This is a genomic window from Rothia similimucilaginosa (assembly GCF_029850875.1).
In the GTDB taxonomy this organism is placed as follows: Bacteria; Actinomycetota; Actinomycetes; order Actinomycetales; family Micrococcaceae; genus Rothia.
On the sequence record NZ_JAOVAM010000001.1, the window covers coordinates 78,842 to 95,727 of the forward strand.

General features: G+C 59.5%; 15 protein-coding genes. 3 read left to right on the top strand and 12 right to left on the bottom strand.

The features are described from left to right. Positions 1-115: 115 nt before the first annotated feature. The 6 genes from QFX05_RS00330 to dnaJ form a co-directional block, all read right to left on the bottom strand. Positions 116-1,273 (bottom strand): GTPase Era, encoded by a 1,158-nt coding sequence (locus tag QFX05_RS00330; RefSeq protein ID WP_279739941.1) that lies wholly within the window; start codon positions 1,271-1,273, stop codon positions 116-118. 123 nt (positions 1,274-1,396) lie between these two features. Further along, positions 1,397-2,872, bottom strand: coding sequence for a hemolysin family protein (locus tag QFX05_RS08335; protein WP_279739943.1), 1,476 nt, complete (start codon positions 2,870-2,872; stop codon positions 1,397-1,399). A 9-nt stretch (positions 2,873-2,881) separates the two neighbouring features. Continuing rightward, positions 2,882-3,403 (bottom strand): rRNA maturation RNase YbeY, encoded by a 522-nt coding sequence (gene ybeY / locus QFX05_RS00340; RefSeq protein WP_279739945.1) that lies wholly within the window; start codon positions 3,401-3,403, stop codon positions 2,882-2,884. 3 nt (positions 3,404-3,406) lie between these two features. Further along, positions 3,407-4,528, bottom strand: coding sequence for a PhoH family protein (locus tag QFX05_RS00345; RefSeq protein WP_279739947.1), 1,122 nt, complete (start codon positions 4,526-4,528; stop codon positions 3,407-3,409). A 135-nt stretch (positions 4,529-4,663) separates the two neighbouring features. Then, complete coding sequence (locus QFX05_RS00350) at positions 4,664-5,437, bottom strand: 16S rRNA (uracil(1498)-N(3))-methyltransferase (protein WP_279739949.1); 774 nt, start codon at positions 5,435-5,437, stop codon at positions 4,664-4,666. 126 nt (positions 5,438-5,563) lie between these two features. After that, positions 5,564-6,697 (bottom strand): molecular chaperone DnaJ, encoded by a 1,134-nt coding sequence (gene dnaJ, locus QFX05_RS00355; protein ID WP_279739951.1) that lies wholly within the window; start codon positions 6,695-6,697, stop codon positions 5,564-5,566. Positions 6,698-6,971: 274 nt separating this feature from the next. Between dnaJ and QFX05_RS00360 the strand changes: the two genes are divergently transcribed. Both QFX05_RS00360 and QFX05_RS00365 read left to right on the top strand, forming a co-directional pair. Continuing rightward, entirely contained in the window at positions 6,972-7,841 is an 870-nt protein-coding gene (locus QFX05_RS00360; RefSeq protein WP_279739952.1) for a DUF3097 domain-containing protein, read from the top strand. Between the two features lie 262 nt (positions 7,842-8,103). After that, positions 8,104-8,523, top strand: coding sequence for a DUF4870 domain-containing protein (locus QFX05_RS00365; RefSeq protein ID WP_279739954.1), 420 nt, complete (start codon positions 8,104-8,106; stop codon positions 8,521-8,523). 445 nt (positions 8,524-8,968) lie between these two features. Here the strand turns inward: QFX05_RS00365 and hemW are convergent, their stop codons facing one another. From hemW to QFX05_RS00380, 3 genes are all read right to left on the bottom strand, one after another. Then, positions 8,969-10,255 (bottom strand): radical SAM family heme chaperone HemW, encoded by a 1,287-nt coding sequence (gene hemW / locus QFX05_RS00370; RefSeq protein WP_279739956.1) that lies wholly within the window; start codon positions 10,253-10,255, stop codon positions 8,969-8,971. Between the two features lie 192 nt (positions 10,256-10,447). Continuing rightward, positions 10,448-12,289, bottom strand: coding sequence for a translation elongation factor 4 (gene lepA, locus QFX05_RS00375; RefSeq protein WP_371567710.1), 1,842 nt, complete (start codon positions 12,287-12,289; stop codon positions 10,448-10,450). Between the two features lie 96 nt (positions 12,290-12,385). Further along, positions 12,386-13,408: a PAC2 family protein gene (locus QFX05_RS00380; RefSeq protein WP_279739960.1), complete on the bottom strand. Its 1,023-nt coding sequence runs from the start codon at positions 13,406-13,408 to the stop codon at positions 12,386-12,388. Between the two features lie 348 nt (positions 13,409-13,756). Here QFX05_RS00380 and QFX05_RS00385 point away from each other — a divergent pair, with 348 nt between their 5' ends. Then, positions 13,757-14,341: a hypothetical protein gene (locus QFX05_RS00385; RefSeq protein ID WP_141754956.1), complete on the top strand. Its 585-nt coding sequence runs from the start codon at positions 13,757-13,759 to the stop codon at positions 14,339-14,341. Positions 14,342-14,608: 267 nt separating this feature from the next. Here QFX05_RS00385 and rpsT read toward each other — a convergent pair whose 3' ends face one another. The 3 genes from rpsT to holA all read right to left on the bottom strand — a co-directional run bounded on the left by rpsT (position 14,609) and on the right by holA (position 16,843). After that, the gene (gene rpsT, locus QFX05_RS00390; RefSeq protein ID WP_005505969.1) at positions 14,609-14,872 is read right to left on the bottom strand and encodes a 30S ribosomal protein S20; all 264 of its coding nucleotides are present in this window, start codon (positions 14,870-14,872) and stop codon (positions 14,609-14,611) included. A gap of 261 nt (positions 14,873-15,133) precedes the next feature. Beyond that, the gene (locus tag QFX05_RS00395) at positions 15,134-15,793 is read right to left on the bottom strand and encodes a type II toxin-antitoxin system PemK/MazF family toxin (RefSeq protein WP_279739965.1); all 660 of its coding nucleotides are present in this window, start codon (positions 15,791-15,793) and stop codon (positions 15,134-15,136) included. A gap of 15 nt (positions 15,794-15,808) precedes the next feature. Then, positions 15,809-16,843 carry a DNA polymerase III subunit delta gene (gene holA, locus QFX05_RS00400; protein WP_279739967.1) on the bottom strand — a complete coding sequence of 345 codons (1,035 nt, stop codon included), beginning with the start codon at positions 16,841-16,843 and terminating at the stop codon, positions 15,809-15,811. Positions 16,844-16,886 lie beyond the last annotated feature (43 nt).

Consider the following 16,886-nt stretch of genomic DNA (forward strand, 5'->3'; position numbering starts at 1 on the left):
ACATATTTATGCAAGCCACCGGGTGAAAACTAAGGATGCGCGACCGCCCCCGAAGGCCACCTCTCGGGGCGACCGCGCAGAGCAAATTCTCTGGGCGATGCGCTCAGGAAAGCTACTAGAATCCCAGTCGGTTCAACGCACGCGCGTCAGACTGCCATTCCTTCGCAACCTTCACATGAATATTCAAATAAATGCGGGTACCGAGCATTGCCTCAATCTGCTCACGAGCCTTCGTACCAATCTTGCGTAGATTCGAGCCGCCCTTACCGATAATGATGTACTTCTGCGACTCACGCTCCACAAACAGGTTTACGTGCACATCCAGCAGCGGGTTATCCTCCGGGCGGCCCTCACGGAACTCCATCTCCTCAACCGTTACAGCAATTGAGTGGGGCAGCTCCTCACGCGCACCCTCCAGGGCGGCCTCACGTACCAGCTCCGCGATGAGGGTTGCCTCCGGCTCATCGGTCAGCTCACCCTCCGGGTACAGCGGCGGCGACAGCGGAGTGTACTGCGCCAGCAGGTCAGCAACCGCATCCACCTGGAAATGCTTTACAGCAGACACCGGGATAATCGCAGCCCAGCCACCCTTACCGTCAACCGGCATCGGCTCAGCAACCTCACCGGCACGGCGCTTAGCCGCAGGACCCGAACCCTTCGCGAAAGGCACAGCATCATTCTTGCCGCCCTTACCCTTGGGGCCCTTAGCCTTCTGCTTCGCACGATGCGCGGCACGCTTAGCACGAGCCGCACGCTCAGCGCTCATGACTTCCTCGCCGAGCGCCTCAACAGCCAGCAACTGCTCACGCAGCTCCTCAGAGCTCACAGTGTCAGCCTTTGTCACAATGGCAACCACCGGCTTATTGCTCGACGCCACCAGCTGCGAGGCAATATAACGGTCACCCGGACCAATCTTCTCATTCGCCGGAATGCAGAAGCCCAGTACATCCACCTGTGAAAGGGTGCTTGCTACCAGGTCGTTCAGACGCTCACCCAGCAGAGTGCGGGGGCGGTGAATACCCGGGGTGTCCACCAGAATCAGCTGGTACTCGTCCTTGTGTACAATACCGCGGATCGTGTGGCGGGTCGTCTGCGGACGGTTCGAGGTGATAGCCACCTTCTGACCAACCATAGCGTTCGTCAGAGTAGATTTACCCGCATTTGGGCGACCCACCAGCGACGCAAAACCCGAACGGAAATTCTCCGGGTAGGTTGGCAGCGGGGTGCTTAAGTCCAGCATGCTCAAATCGAGCGGGGTGTACTCCTGGTCCATTGTGTTTCTCCTTATCAAACCTCGTGCGGGGTGTATGGGGTGCCAATCTCATCTGCCTGTGCCTTCAGGGGTGGGGCAGCCGACTCAAAGTGCGGTAGAAAATGCGGCGTCTATATTCGATATCTAGCGCTTACCGTGCTTGTCGGTGGCAGGTTCAGCCTCTGCAGTATCTCCCGGAAGATCCGGATGCGCGTGAGGCTCAGCCACAGCGGGCGGATCGGTATCCACGGTGAGGATGTCAGCAACCTCAGACTTCAGGGAATAAGACTCCGGTGAATTAGAGATCAGGGAATCTTCAGCGTTCTGACGCTCATCACGAGGCGGCTCATACCACGCCTGCAGCATATCCACCTGGTGGCGGCGACCCGACGAACCAATCGCACGAATATGAATGCCATCAATCTCAACTTCAGAACCGATAATCGGCACCATGCCCAGATGCTTAGCGAGCAGACCGCCCACCGTATCAACATCTTCATCGTCGAGCTCACGACCAAAAATCTCACCCAGCTCATCAATACCCAGACGAGCAGAGAGACGGAACGTGCCGTCATCATTCAGCGTGTAATCGGGGCTCTCATGGTCATACTCATCAGAAATGTCACCGACCAGCTCCTCGATCAAATCCTCAAGGGTAATCAGACCGGCGGTGCCGCCGTACTCGTCAACAATGATCGCCACGTGCGTGGACTCGCGCTGCATCTCACGCAGCAGGTCCATGGCACGCTTCGACTCGGGCTCAAAACGAGCCGGGCGCATCAGCTCAACCACGGTCGGCAAAGCGGTACCCTCCGGAGACTCTGAATACAGGATGAAGGCGCGCATCGCGTCCTTCAGGTAGAGTACGCCCAGAATCTCATCGCTCGAATCACCAATCACCGGCATACGCGAATAACCCGAACGCAGGAACAGGCTCAGCGTCTCACGCAGAGGGGTGTCACGGCTGGCGGTGAGCATATCGGTACGCGGAACCATGAGCGAACGGATGCGGGTATCGTCCATTTCAAAGACGGACTGCACCATCTGTGCTTCGTTATCCTCAATGGTTTCAGCCTCGGAGGCACGGTCCAGAAACTCGCGTAGCTCCTCCTCATCGAACACGCCCACCGGGGCTTCCGCCGAACGTTCCGGTGCCAGGCGCGCACTGAGCTTATCGAGCAGACCGGTCGCCGGGCTCAGCAGAACCGACAGGTAGTGCACCGGGCGCGCCAGCATACGAATTGACGCGACCGGGCGGTTACGACCTAGAGCACGTGCCAGCACGTGCAGAATCGGGTAGCCCACCAGCGCAACGATCACGAGGGTTAGCACGGCGGCGAGTGCGTGCACCTCGACCAAGTATAGTAGGCAGGTCATGGTGGCAAGCACCGCGGCGGCAGCGGCAATGAGGCGGGTCAGGCGTAGCGGGTGTGTGTACGCCTCGGAGCCACCGTCGAGGGTGCGCTGTAGGACGCGGGCACCGAGGGTATCCGGGTGTGCCTCTACTGCTTCTGCAACTTCGTTATGCGGCAGGTAGGTGAACGCGGTTTCGGCAATTGCGGCGACCACGGTCAGACAGAGCGCGAGAACGGCAAGGAGGGCTGTGAGTAGAATATCCACGCCGCTCCCCTAGTGTCGGGTTTCGACCGGGGCGGGGCGCCCCAGGAACTCTTCGAGGATGGAGCGCTGAATGCCGAACATTTCAGCTTCCTCTTCGGCGGTGCCGTGGTCGTAGCCGAGGCAGTGCAGAATGCCGTGGGTGGTGAGTAGGCATAGCTCGTCGAGGGTGCTGTGGCCAGCATCTGCGCCCTGACGTGCGGCGACGGGTGGGCAGAGGATGATGTCGCCGAGCATTCCGCTGGAGGGGTTCTCGGGGGTTCCCGGTTCCATCTCATCCATGGGGAAGCTCATGACGTCGGTTGCACCGGGCAGGTCCATCCATTCGATGTGCACGCGTTCCATTTCGTCTTCATTCACGATGGCGATGGACAGGTAGGTGTCATCGGCAAGGTGCATACGCTTGAAGGCGTGCTCGACGAGGCGGGTGAGCACCTCAGTATCTACCGCTTCGAAAGATTCACGGATGAAGGCGTTGGTTGCCGGGTCGGCACCGGTTGCGGGGTCTTCACAGTCGAATTCGATCTCTGCCACCGTTTAGCGTCCTTCCGGGTGGGCGTTGTCAGTGTTATTCTCTGCGTTCTTTTCGGAGCCGCCGTTGATGCCGGCGCGGTCCAGCAGCTTCTCGGCCGCGGCCTCGATGGTGGCGCGCTTGACCTTACGGTTGCGCTTGCGTTCCATGGCCTTCTGATCTTCGCCCCACTGATCGTAGGCGGACACAATGTTCGACACCAGGGTGTGGCGGACCACGTCAGAGGATTCCAGGATGCTGAAGTGAATATCCTCCACGCCGTCAAGGATGTTTCGTACCTGCTTCAGGCCGGAGGGGGCGCCACCGGGCAGGTCAATCTGGGTGATGTCACCGGTAATGACCATCTTCGAGCCGAAGCCCAGGCGGGTCAGGAACATCTTCATCTGCTCGGCGGTGGTGTTCTGCGCCTCATCGAGGATGATGAATGCGTCGTTGAGGGTTCGACCGCGCATGTACGCCAGCGGCGCGACCTCAATGGTGCCCGCTTCCATGAGCTTGGGGATGGTTTCGGGTTCGAGCATGTCGTGCAGTGCGTCGTAGAGCGGGCGCAGGTACGGGTCAATCTTTTCGTTGAGGGTACCGGGCAGGAATCCCAGACGCTCGCCAGCCTCCACGGCGGGGCGGGTGAGAATAATGCGGTTCACTTCGTGGGTCTGCAGCGCCTGCACAGCCTTCGCCATGGCGAGGTAGGTCTTACCGGTACCCGCCGGGCCGATACCGAAGATGACTGTGTTCGCATCGATAGCGTCCACGTACTTCTTCTGGTTAATGGTCTTGGGACGAATCGTGGTGCCGCGGGTAGAGAGGATGCTGGTAGACAGTGAATGTGCCGGGTTGCTCAGTTCGTCACCGAGCATACCCATGAGGCGGTGAATGACCTGCACGGTAATCTGCGTGTCGTGGCTGGAGAGCACGCGCAGTTCGTTCAGCAGCTTAGCGGCGGTGTTCACGGACTCGGAGGGGCCGGTGATGAGTACGTCCAGGTCCTTGGGGTGCAGGCTAATCTGCTCGAAGTAGTCCTCAATAATTGCCAGGTGCGCGTCCTGCGGGCCGAGAACTGCAATCATTTCTGCAGCGCTTTTGAAAGATACGGTGCGCGCGGTCGATAGAGGTCGGGAGGTAGTCATATGGGCTCCTTGGCTAGTGATGTATTTACAAGTATAGATGTGCGTGATGTGCCACGCCCTGGTGGATTCCTGCCGGCTGGGTTTTAGCAGAGGGGTGCTACCGGCTACTTTACCGGGGTCGCCCTCGACGGCGCTCTACCAGCGACCCAGCACCACGTTCAGGGTGCACATGGCAGCAGAACCGGCGGTGGAGGAACGCAGCACCTCATCACCGAGCAGTGCCAGCTGCGCGCCGGCGTCGGTGAAGAGCTGCACTTCGCGGTCGCTAATACCGCCTTCAGGTCCGACGAGCAGGTAGATTTCTTCGGGTAGCTTTTCTGCCTCGACAAGCTTGCGTGCCAGGGCGCTGAGGCGTTCGGTCGCCTGCTCATGCAGGATGAACACGGCGGCGGACTGCTCAGAGCCGGCTACTTCTTCAATGAGCTTCACCAGGTCGGTAGTGCTGTACAGCTCGTACACTACGGGAATGAGCGCGCGGCGCGACTGCTTCGCGGCGGCGGTGACGGTATTCTGCCACTTGGTGTGTGCCTTGGAGGCGCGCTCCCCCTTCCAACGTACGATGGAGCGGTCCGCACTCCACGGAAGCACACCGTACACGCCCAGTTCGGTCGCAGTTTCGATGGCGAGTAGGTCGCGGCCGTCCTTCGCGAGCGCCTGCACCAGGTAGATGGAGGGCACGCTGTGTTCCTCGCAAAGCTCCTGCACCTGCACGCTCACGCCGTCCGCGTTAATGGAGGCGACCGTACCGAGTGCGCGGCGGCCGGTGCCGTCACCCAGGTCAATGCGTTCGCCGAGCTCAAGGCGCTTGACGAGGGCGTGCTTGCCTTCGGAGCCGCCAAGCGCGTAGGTGGCGCCGGGGGTGAGTGCGTCGTATTCTTCCGTGCTGATGTAGAAGATGGGGGCGCTCATGGGTCTCCTTGAGGTGCGGCTTGCCGGTGCCGGTAGCGTGAAATATTGGGCTGTGTAGCAATGCGGATGCGGCGGGTGCAGGCTCAACTGCACCCGCCGCATCCTCAACTACATGGTGTAGGAATCCTACTTGAACTGGTCCTTCAGTCGGGAGAAGAGACCACCGCGGTGCTTGACCTGCGAACCTTCGGTGAGGGATTCACCGCGCAGGGCGGCGAACTGGCGCAGCAGTTCACGCTGTTCTTCGGTTATGTCGGTGGGAGTGATCACCTGGATACGTACCAGCAGGTCACCGCGACGCTCGGTGCCGAGCACGGTCGCGCCCAGGCCGTTGAGGGTAATCACGTCACCGCTCTGAGTGCCTGCGGGGATAGCAACTTCCTGGTCGCCATCAAAGGTCTTCAGCGGGATGGTAGTGCCCAGTGCCGCCGCAACCATGGGGATGTTCACGGTGGTGACCAGGTTGTCGCCCTCGCGGCTAAAGTACTTGTCACGCTTGACGTTCAGGTCAACGTACAGGTCGCCGTTGGGGCCACCGTACAGGCCTGCTTCGCCCTTGCCTCGCAGGCGGATACGCGCCTGATCGTGCACGCCGGCGGGAACGTTGAAGGTCAGCGGTACGTCTTCACGCACGCGTCCCTGACCGTGACATTCGGCGCAGGGAGTCTTGATGACGGTGCCGTAGCCGTGGCAGTCAGGGCATTCGACCTGCTGCATGACGGTACCGAGGATGGACTGCACGCGGCGCTGCATGAAACCGTGACCGGAGCAGGTGGTGCAGGTTTCGGGCTGGGTACCTTCAGCGGTTCCTTCACCGTTACAGGATTTACAGGTCACGGCGGAGCGACGCTCAATGGTCTTCTCAACACCGAACACGGCGTCCTGCAGACTGATGGAGACGGTAATCAGGTCGTCCTGGCCCTGACGCATACGGGATGCAGGGCCGCGGGTACCTGCCGCGCCGCCGGTGAACATGTTCAGCAGGTCCTCGAAACCGCCGAAGCCGCTGAATCCGCCGCCCGGGTAGCCGCCTCCGGGGTAGCCTGCGCGGCCCTGTTCATCGCCGGTGGTGTCATAGTTGCGGCGCTTTTCGGGGTCGGAGAGCACCTCGTAGGCGAGGGTGACGCGCTTGAACTCTTCGGCGGCGTCCTCGGAGGGATTCACGTCGGGGTGCAGCTGGCGTGCCTTCTTCCGGTACGCCTTCTTAATCTCTTCAGCGCTGGCGTCGTTCGATACGCCAAGAGTATCGTAGTGGCTCATGCGTTTCCTTCCTCGCGAGACGATGGCGGTGCTCGATGAGTGCACCGCCAACAATGGTCGTATCAATTCTAGGGGATACTACCCCCGACCCGATACAATGGCTAGGCTGAATGGGGGTCGCTCCCGCTATCCGCTTAATCTGCGGTGCACCCAGAACCCCGTTTGAGTTCCCCTGCAGGTTCCGTCTCATAGTTCTATCACGTTGTTCCGGCGCTGTCACCGACCTACTGGCTCTGCCGCCCCTGTTACCCCTACCGCCCCAAAGGAGAATACGTTGAGTACCCACCACTCCCCCTACGGCTGGGGTGCCCAGGATCTAAATACCGCCCGCATGAGCCGCCAGGCGCCGGCCCCGCGTAAAGTACCGCTGCAGCGCGGCCTACTCATTGAGGATATTAACGGCTGGGTGGGTGAGGTCGTGAAGGCTGAACGCATCGGCGGTGCTCTCTTCTTCGGACTCGAGGACGCGAAGGGCCGTGTGAAGAACTTCCCGCTGGGTCCTGGCTACCTGATCGATGGTGAGCCCGTTGAGATTGTCGCCCCGGTAGCTGCGAAGGAGCCGAAGCGCACGATTTCTCGCTCCGGTTCTATTGCGGTGAAGAATGCCCCGGCTCGGGTGGCGCGTGCCTCCCGCATCTGGGTTGAGGGTCTGCACGACGCCGAGCTTGTGGAGAAGGTCTGGGGCCACGATCTGCGCGTTGAGGGCATTGTCGTGGAGCCGCTACACGGCGTGGATGATCTTGCCGGTGCTATACGCGAGTTTGGGCCGGGCCCAGGCCGCCGCCTGGGTATTCTGGTCGACCACCTGATTGAGGGCACGAAGGAGCAGCGTATTGTCGCGGAGGCATTGGCTGTACCGGGTGCCGCCAGGCACGTGAAAATCGTGGGCCACCCGTTCATCGATATTTGGCAGGCAGTCAAGCCCTCAGCGCTGGGTTTGAAGACGTGGCCGCAGGTGCCGCGCGGTGAGGACTTCAAGAAGGGCACGCTGCGTCGTCTGGGCCAGCCGCACGAAACGCAGGCGGATGTGGCGCAAGCGTGGAAGTACATCCTCTCCCGCGTTGACTCCTACGCTGACCTGGATTCGACGCTGCTTGGCCCGGTCGAATCGCTCATCGATTTTCTGACCGAACCGGGTGCCTAACCGCACCGAAAACCCGTTATTGCGCCCTCGTCTGCGGGCGCAGATGTGAATTTGCTCAGAACCTTTCCCTCGAGGGCATTATCCTGTGGGTTTTGCCCGCTAAAGCGGTACAATGGTTGAGCGTGTGGCATTGCCCCTGCGGGGTTTGCCGCAACGTCACTACACTCTGGGTCACCATCGCTCAAACGACTTACCTCTTCGGAGGGTATTTCCACCAGCTTAGGTGATCACCACAAGAAACTTCTATCGAACCAGGATTTTCGTGACTAACGATGTTCGCCCGGCAACCGGGCCTCAGAAAACCCGTAAGATTAGCGTGATTCAGGATCGCAACCGTGCGACTCTCGCGCATTTCGGCGGTATTCTCGGCATCATCCCTTCCGCTGCGGTTTTCTACGTCAGCCGCAATAACGCACCCTTCGCTGAGCAGGAAGCTCGCGAGGCGATGAACTTCACCTTCGTACCCTCCATTGCTCTGATAGTGCTGTGGGTGCTGTCCTTCCTACCCGGCATAGGCAACATTGCCATGGTTTTGGGCACCCTGGTGTGGCTGTTCATGGCGGTTGCTTCTGTCCGCGCCGGTATTGAGGTGAACCGCGGTGAGCCGTACAGCTATCGTGTGAACCCCCGCTTGCTGGACCGCTTCTACCCCACCGAGAACGCAGAATCTACTGAGTCCTAAACCGCGCTAATAGCTTTTACGACGAACGCCCCGCACGTTGTGTGCGGGGCGTTTCGTGTTTAAGTACAACTGTTCTAAAGGCTACTGACGGAGACGCTACCCGGTGGGATCTACCTACTGCTTCAGTGTTCGTTGATTCTCTACCTGCAGGTTATACGGCTGTCGGGTGTTCTGTATCCGCTGGTTCTGCGCGTGGAGGGCTTGCAAGGTTCTTCTGCGGGGGTTTTCCTTCTGAACTCCTCTGATGCTCCTCCAAAAGCACCAAAAAAATTTTAAAAGTCTTTCAACCCCCGCAGAAACACCCCGAAACTGCCGAAATATTACGGCGGCCCGGAGCGCTCAACCTGAGAAACCCACCCTAGGAAGGGCAACTGGAGCGGGGCAAGATGCCGGCATGTCAGCGCATCACGAACCCACCCGAAACTCAGGGAGGCGTTGAGGCCCTCTAGAATTCCTCGTGCTCCTCACTAACTTCCGGAAGCAGCTCACGGGTAACCGCATCCCCCAGCAGGCGGCCTTTGAGGGTCAGACGCACGTGGGCTTCAGGGTCAGGTTCAGCCTGAGAAGTTAAAGCGTCAGGTTCAATCAGAGCTTGAGAGACCAGCCAGCGCAGGGAGGCGCCCAGCTGCGCCTCATCATGCACGGCAATCAGCTCGCGCATCGCCAAGCCCTCACGCACACGAATCATGAGCATAATCGTTTCAAAAGCACGAGTAGCGGTGTCCAGCACCTCACGTGCCGCCGCCGGGGACTCCCCCGCACGCACCTTCTGCGCGTACGGTACCGGGTGCTTCACGTTCCACCAGCGGGTACCGTTCACGTGCGAGTGGGCGCCCGGGCCGATACCCCACCAGTCCTGGTTACGCCAGTAGGCGAGGTTGTGGTCGCTGCGGGTGTCCTCGCTGCGTGAGTAGTTGGAGACCTCGTACCAGTTGTAGCCGGCTTCTGTGAGTAGCTCCTCGGCGAGCAGGTACATGTCCGCCATAAGGTCCTCATCGGGCATGGTGTATTCACCGCGGCGAATCTGCGCGGCAAGCTTCGTGCCGTCCTCCACGATCAGCGAGTAGGCGGAGATATGGTCCGGTTCGTAAGAGATGGCGGCACGAACGCTGCGCTCCCACTGCTGCAGGCTCTCCCCCGGCGAACCATAAATCAGATCCACGGACACCTGCAGGCCTACCTCCTTAGCCCAGGCAACGACCTTCGGCACGTTCGACGGCGTGTGGGTGCGGTCGAGCACCTGCAGCACCTCGGGTACGACGGACTGCATGCCGAAGGAGACGCGGGTGAAGCCGCCGTCCTTGAGGGTCTGCAGGTCTTCGCGGGTGACGGAGTCGGGGTTCGCTTCGGTGGTGACTTCTGCGCCTTCAACCAGACCGAATACGTCGATGGCTGCCTGCAGGATGCGCACGAGGTCGCGGGCGGGCAGTTTGGTGGGGGTGCCGCCTCCGAGGAAGACGGTGTGCATAGGGCGTTTTGCGACGCCGGAGGTTTCGAGGGTGCGGGCGGCGAAGAGAATTTCTGCGATGGCGTCATCAGCGTAGGTGCCCAAGCCGATGCCGTCGCCGAAGTCTTCGGTGGCGTAGGTGTTGAAGTCGCAGTAGCCGCAGCGTACGGAGCAGAAGGGGATGTGTACGTAGAGGCTGAAGTCGCGGGTTTCGCATCCTGCCGCACTGGTGGCGGGGATGCGCCCGTCGCGGGGTGCGGGGGCGCCGGTGGGCTGGGCGGGCATTCTGCCTCCTGGGACTAGATGTGGCGGTTGGGGGAATCAAATATGGGCACCGCGCATGTGGCTACGCGGGTGACATCAACAGACGGTATATCAACGACAGCGTGCAGAGAACCCGGCGGTACACGAGGCACCAGCCGGGTTCTCCACTCAAACAGGTCAGCACACAGCCGGAAAAGCTACAGCAGCGGAAGGCTACTTCTTCTTTTCCTTCTCCTCGCCCGAAGACAGTGCCGCAATGAAGGCTTCCTGAGGAACCTCCACACGACCGACCATCTTCATGCGCTTCTTGCCTTCCTTCTGCTTCTCCAGCAGCTTACGCTTACGCGAAATATCGCCACCATAACACTTAGAAAGAACGTCCTTACGCATCGCGCGGATATTCTCGCGGGCAATAATACGCGAACCGATAGCCGCCTGAATCGGCACCTCAAACTGCTGGCGAGGAATCAGCTCACGCAGCTTAGAAGTCATCATCAGGCCGTACGAGTAGGCCTTATCGCGGTGAGTAATGGCGCTGAACGCATCCACCTTCTCACCCTGCAGCAGGATGTCGACCTTCACCAGGTCGGCCTCTTCCTCACCGTCGAACTTCCAGTCCAGCGACGCGTAGCCGCGGGTACGAGACTTCAACTGATCGAAGAAGTCGAACACAATCTCTGCCAGGGGCAGGCGGTAACGCATCTCCACACGATCCTCGGAGAGGTAATCCATGCCGCCGATCTGGCCGCGGCGAGCCTGGCACAGCTCCATAATCGCGCCAATGTACTCGCTCGGGGCAATAATCGTACACGCCACCATGGGCTCTCGGATGGTGGCGACCTTACCCTCAGGGAATTCGCTCGGGTTGGTCACTCGCTTAGCGTTGCCAGCCTCGTCCACCACGTCGTAAATAACGTTCGGTGCGGTCGAAATCAGGTCCAGGTTGAACTCGCGTTCCAGGCGCTCACGCACAATCTCCAGGTGCAGCAGACCCAGGAAGCCACAGCGGAAACCGAAGCCCAGCGCGGCAGAAGTTTCCGGCTCGTAAATCAACGCGGCGTCGTTGAGCTTCAGCTTATCCAGCGCGTCACGCAGCGCCGGGTAATCCGAACCATCAATCGGGAACAGGCCCGAGAACACCATTGGCTTGGGATCCTCATAACCGCCCAGGGACTCCTGCGCAGGCTTCGCGGCGGAGGTGACAGTATCACCCACACGGGACTGACGGACGTCTTTCACACCGGTAATAAGGTAACCCACCTCGCCCACGCCCAGGCCCTTCGACGGGACAGGCTCAGGGGAAATCACGCCGATTTCAAGCAGGTCATGCTCAGCGCCGGTGGACATCATCTTAATCTTCTGACGCGGCTGCAGGCTACCGTCCACAACACGCACATAGGTGACCACGCCGCGGTACGAGTCGTACACCGAGTCAAAAATCATGGCACGCGCCGGGGCGGATGCGTCACCCTGCGGGGCGGGAATCGCCTCCACAATACGGTCCAGCAGAGCCTCAACACCCTCACCGGTCTTACCCGATACGCGCAGAACCTCCTCCGGCTCGCAACCAATCAGGTTCGCCAGCTCCTCAGCGTACTTATCGGGCTGAGCCGCGGGAAGGTCAATCTTGTTCAGCACCGGGATGATGGTCAGGTCGTTCTCCATCGCCAGGTACAGGTTCGCCAGGGTCTGAGCCTCAATACCCTGGGCGGCATCCACGAGCAGAAGCGCACCCTCACACGCAGCCAGGGAGCGGGACACCTCATAGGTGAAGTCCACGTGGCCGGGGGTGTCAATCATGTTCAGCGCGTAGGAGGTGCCGTCAACATCCCAGGGCATGCGCACAGCCTGAGACTTAATGGTGATACCGCGTTCACGTTCAATGTCCATGCGGTCCAGGTACTGCGCCTTCATATCGCGCGGGGCAACCACGCCGGTGGCCTGCAGCATACGGTCTGCGAGGGTGGACTTACCGTGGTCAATGTGGGCGATAATGCAGAAGTTGCGAATAATCGCGGGGTCGGTCGCCGCCGGAACGGGCGGGTTCTTCGACATGGGTGCCAATCACATCATCCTTTCGAGATGCTGGCTGCGGGTATGGGCATAGTTACCTATCATTTTCCCATACCCGCGCCATATGTGCGAACGGACCTAACGTTCCGAAGAATCCTCCGCGGATTCCGCACCATCATCGGCAGGATTTACGCCCTCGGAGGCAGCGCTGAGGGAATCCAGGTAGCCCTCAATATCCTCGGCAATCACCTCGCCGGAGACAGTGCGCAGAGTCGAATCCATCTTCTTCTCAATCTCACGCACCAGCTCAACCTTCTCGTAGTCCTTCGCCATTTCTTCGGCGAGCTCCGCCTCCCACTCATCAGCGTGGGCACGCAGGCGGTCGTACTCCTCAGACTCGACCTTAATGCCGAGGATGACCTCCAGCGCCTCAATCAGGCTCACGACCGCGCGCGGGTTCTGCTGGTCAAAGCTCAGATACCCCGGGATGCTCATACGCAGCATGACCGAGGAAGACAGGCCGTGCTCAGCGGCGAGCGCAGACATTGCCATCGTCACCGAGGTAGAACCGGTGAAATACTCGTGCAGAATACCGGGGATTGCTGCTAGCTTCTCGTCGTGAGTGGTCAGCGTGTACGGGTACGGGCGGGTGTGCGCCACCTCATCCTCGAAGGTCTCAACGAAGATCGCATGGTCCACGTGGAGTTTCTTCACGTACTTGAAGAAGCGGGTCATGAACCGCCGCAGGCACAGGCTGGGGGCGGGGCCGGTCACCACGAGCAGGCGCAGGCGGTGCTCCGGGATGGTGACCATGTTGTAGAACATCTTGGGCCACACCAGAACCGTGGAATCGGAGTCGTCGCTGTTCTGCAGCTGCGGGGCGACGGAACCATAGTCGTAGAAGTCGTCCATGTCGAAGCCGGGGCTCTCATCGCACGGGTCGAATGCGCGGTGAATCACGTCGAGGGCGTCCTCGCCGTTGCCCGGGGGTTCCTTCGCGGAGTTGAAGCCGACCAGCATGACGGTCGTGTAGTTGTCCTCTTCGGAGGATTCGCCCAGGCCCAGCTTGCCGAGCAGGCCCTTCTTCACGGGCTGTTCTGTGGAGGCGGGCTTGGTGAAAGCGTCAAAGAGTCGGGCGGGCGGGAAGTTCGACTGGCTCATCGTTGTCCTTAGCTCGTGGTCGGTTCACCGGGTACATGGGGGGGGTGTATGGAAAGTTGCCGGTGAACTGTCGGTGGTTGTGTAGTGTGTATCGGCGATGCTCACTCCCCCACGCTATATATATGGTGCGGGCGGTGTGCGGTACCGCCGATAGTTCCCACTATACGGGCTCCCGCGCGACCCGCAAGCGGTTTCGTCACCGGGCGGGCGCCTTCATAGGATTGGGCATAAAAATTCAGTAACGAGTCACCAGATGCAAACAGATTACTCACCCGCAGTTGCGTTTAGCCTTTCACATGTTGCAGCGTGTCCTGTCATAGTGAAGTGTGACTGGTTATGATGACTGGTATGGATTCACAATTTATAGCAAATCTTATTTCTGGCATATCAGCACTTGCTACCGTCGTTGCGGCCATTTATACAAGGCGGCAGGCTATTGGTTCTAAGGAAGCGAAGGCAAAAGCAGAGGAATCACACAAGGCAGCTCTAGATATGCGTGATGCGGCTCAGCGTTCTGCAAAGGCTGCAGAAGAACAGGCTAACCAGGCTGAGCTGGCACGTAAAGCTGCAGAGGAACGAGCCCAACAAGCTGAAAAGTCACTCAAGCAGATGCAACAGATTGTCGCTGAACAGCAGAGCCAATCCCAGTCGCAGTCTAAGATTGCGGCTAACCTATGGCGCCCTAAATTTCAGCTAACTCATGTCCGAGAAATGCGGTACAAACTACAAAACATCAGCGAGCATTCTTTAGATGTGCTTAAAGTTGTAAACCAGAATGAATTTTTCCGGTGCGATGATATCAACCAGCAGTTTAATCCAGGCGAATCACTCGACATTCTTCTAGGTGGTGCGGGGGAGATTCCCTTACCTTCAAATTTAATTCTTCAGGTCGCGGGTCGGAATGAACCTATCCACGTTCAGATTCCTGCGTAAATCCAGCTAAGCAGGTTAAAGCCGGTAATTGCATATAACCGCAATAGAGACGGTATCTGCTTAAACGTATATCTGGCTCGTTAGGGCTCTGAGGAGGTCTGGGACGCAGCTAATTTTGGTCACGATTTACTCACGATTTTGAAGCAAGGAAGCACCCACAATAAACGATTCGGGTATAAAGAAACCCCCTGCATTCCCCTTAGAGGAGGGGGAACACAGGGGGTCTCTGCCCTTAAACCAGAGAGGTACTTAGGTACCCCGCAAGTTTTAGAAAGCCTTGTTTACCAGCGCAGCAAGACCGGACTTCTTGTTTGCAGCGGTCTTCTTGTGCAGAACACCCTTGGAAACAGCCTTGTCCAGCTTACGGTTCACAAAACGCAGAGCCTCAACAGCAGCTTCCTGGTTCTGTGCCTCAACAGCAGCCTTGACCTTGCGGGTCGCGGTCTTCAGCTCGGACTTTACAATGTTGTTGCGCAGGCGAGCCTTCTCGTTGGTGAGGATACGCTTCTTCTGAGACTTAATGTTAGCCACAATTAAACTTTCTGTTTTGTCTTATTGGTCGGTGAGGGCGACGCTGGCCGATCATCGACTGAGCGGCGTGGGGATGCCTATGGCAACCGGCCAGCAGTGCCCGATGACCATCGGACACTCAACCACACATAATACCAGATGAACAGCCTCCACGACAGACCCCCGCGGAGAGAAAAATACTGTGAAAACCGCTACACGCAGCCTCCACATCCGGCGCAGATAATCGGCGCCGGCCGCCGGTGAAACTACCGGCACAGGATGTTAGCCGTTATGGCGAGTCCACGCACGCTCAATCAGGCGGAACGTATCCTCCGGCATAATGGCACCCTCGCGGCGCATCGCATCCGAGCGAACACGAATCACGCGGTTCAGCTTCACCTCAGAGGCGCGGCCCTGCGAATCCCACGGACCTGAACCAATATCAAGGTAGTTCGAATCAGCGTGCTCACGGTTATTGTGATCCTTGCTGGTCATCATCAGCGCCAGCAGGTACTCACCGTCACGACCCACCAGAAGCACCGGGCGGTCCTTACCCTGCGAGTGGTCCTCCTCGAAGGGAACCCACGTCCACACGATTTCACCCGGGTCAGCGTCGCCGTCCAGGGAGGGCGAGTACTCAAAGTTGATCATGTCGCGGTAATCGCCCGGGTAATCCGAACCGTCGGATGCGCCGGTCGAAGCCGGTGCGGAAGGCATAGGTGCCGAGGACTTTGCCGAGGAAGACTTCAAGGCGCTTGGCTTGGGTGCCGAAGAGCCGGAGGTACGAACCTCACCCTGACGAGATTTGCCCTTGTGGGACTCACTCTTTTGGGAGGATTCGGAGCCGCCCTTAGGCGCAGTAGCGTCGTTGAGGGCATCCTCTGCCGCCTTCTGCAGGAAGGGCAGCAGGGCAAAGAAAATTTTCTTCAGAATTTTGAGCATGGGCTCTATTATGCACTACAGACGCGGAGGTCGAGCAATCGCCAAAACAGCCCGCTCCACCGCATACACCGCATCCTGGGACTCGCCCTTCAGTTGAGCGTCCGCATCAGCCAGAAGCTGCACAATATGCGCCAACTGGGCGCCGGTAAAACGGCGGCCGTCACGCTGAGCCTGCTCAACCTGCCACGGTGCCATACCCACCTCACGCGCCAGCTCATTAGCGCTCAAACGCACGTGGTGTACGCGAGCAATATTGCGGATACGCATGGCGAGCGCACCCAGCATCGGAATCGGCTCCGTGCCGGTGGCAAGGGAGTGGCGGAGCAGACGCAGAGCCTCCGGGGCGTTACCGGAAATTGCGGCATCACTGACGCGGAACGCGGTGACTTCGGTGCGGCCGCCGTAGTAGCGGTTCACCGCCTCTTCGGTGATTTCGCCGGGCACATCTGAGAGTAGCTGCTGGCAGGCGGCGGCGAGCTCCGCAGTGTCGGAGGCGGCAGCCGTCAGTAGCGCCAGAGCGCCGCCAGTAATCGGGCGCTGGGCGGTGGCGAACTCCCCCGCCAAGAACTCGCTCTTCTCACGATCAGTCTTGAGCGCCTTGCAGTTAATGAGCACGAACTGGGAGCGCACCAGGTCGATAAGCTTCTTGCCACGGTTACCGCCCGAGTGGTTCAGAACGAGCATGATGTCCGGCTCGGGGGCGTTCAGGTAAGCGAGCGTATCGGTCAAAAAATCGTTGCTCATGGAGGCGACGTTCTCAACCTCAATGATCTTTGCCGAACCGAATAGGGAAGGCGAAGCGTGCAGAATCAGCTCCCCCGCCGTGTAGGTGGCAGCGTTAATCTGAACGCGATCCACCTCCGGGTGGATACTGCGGAACAGTTCACGCAGGCGTGCCGCGGCACGGGATGCGAAGTACTCCTCCGGGCCGTAGAGCATGACGGCGGGTGCCGGGGTGACGGTACGCCACGCGGTGTCGAGGGCGGGGGTGCCTCGGCGGGCGTAGCCTCGGGAACCACCACGCTGGGTTGAACGCTTACGCTCGGACACGCTTATCACTCGCCTTTATCTGCAGGGTACGGGCTGAACTCGA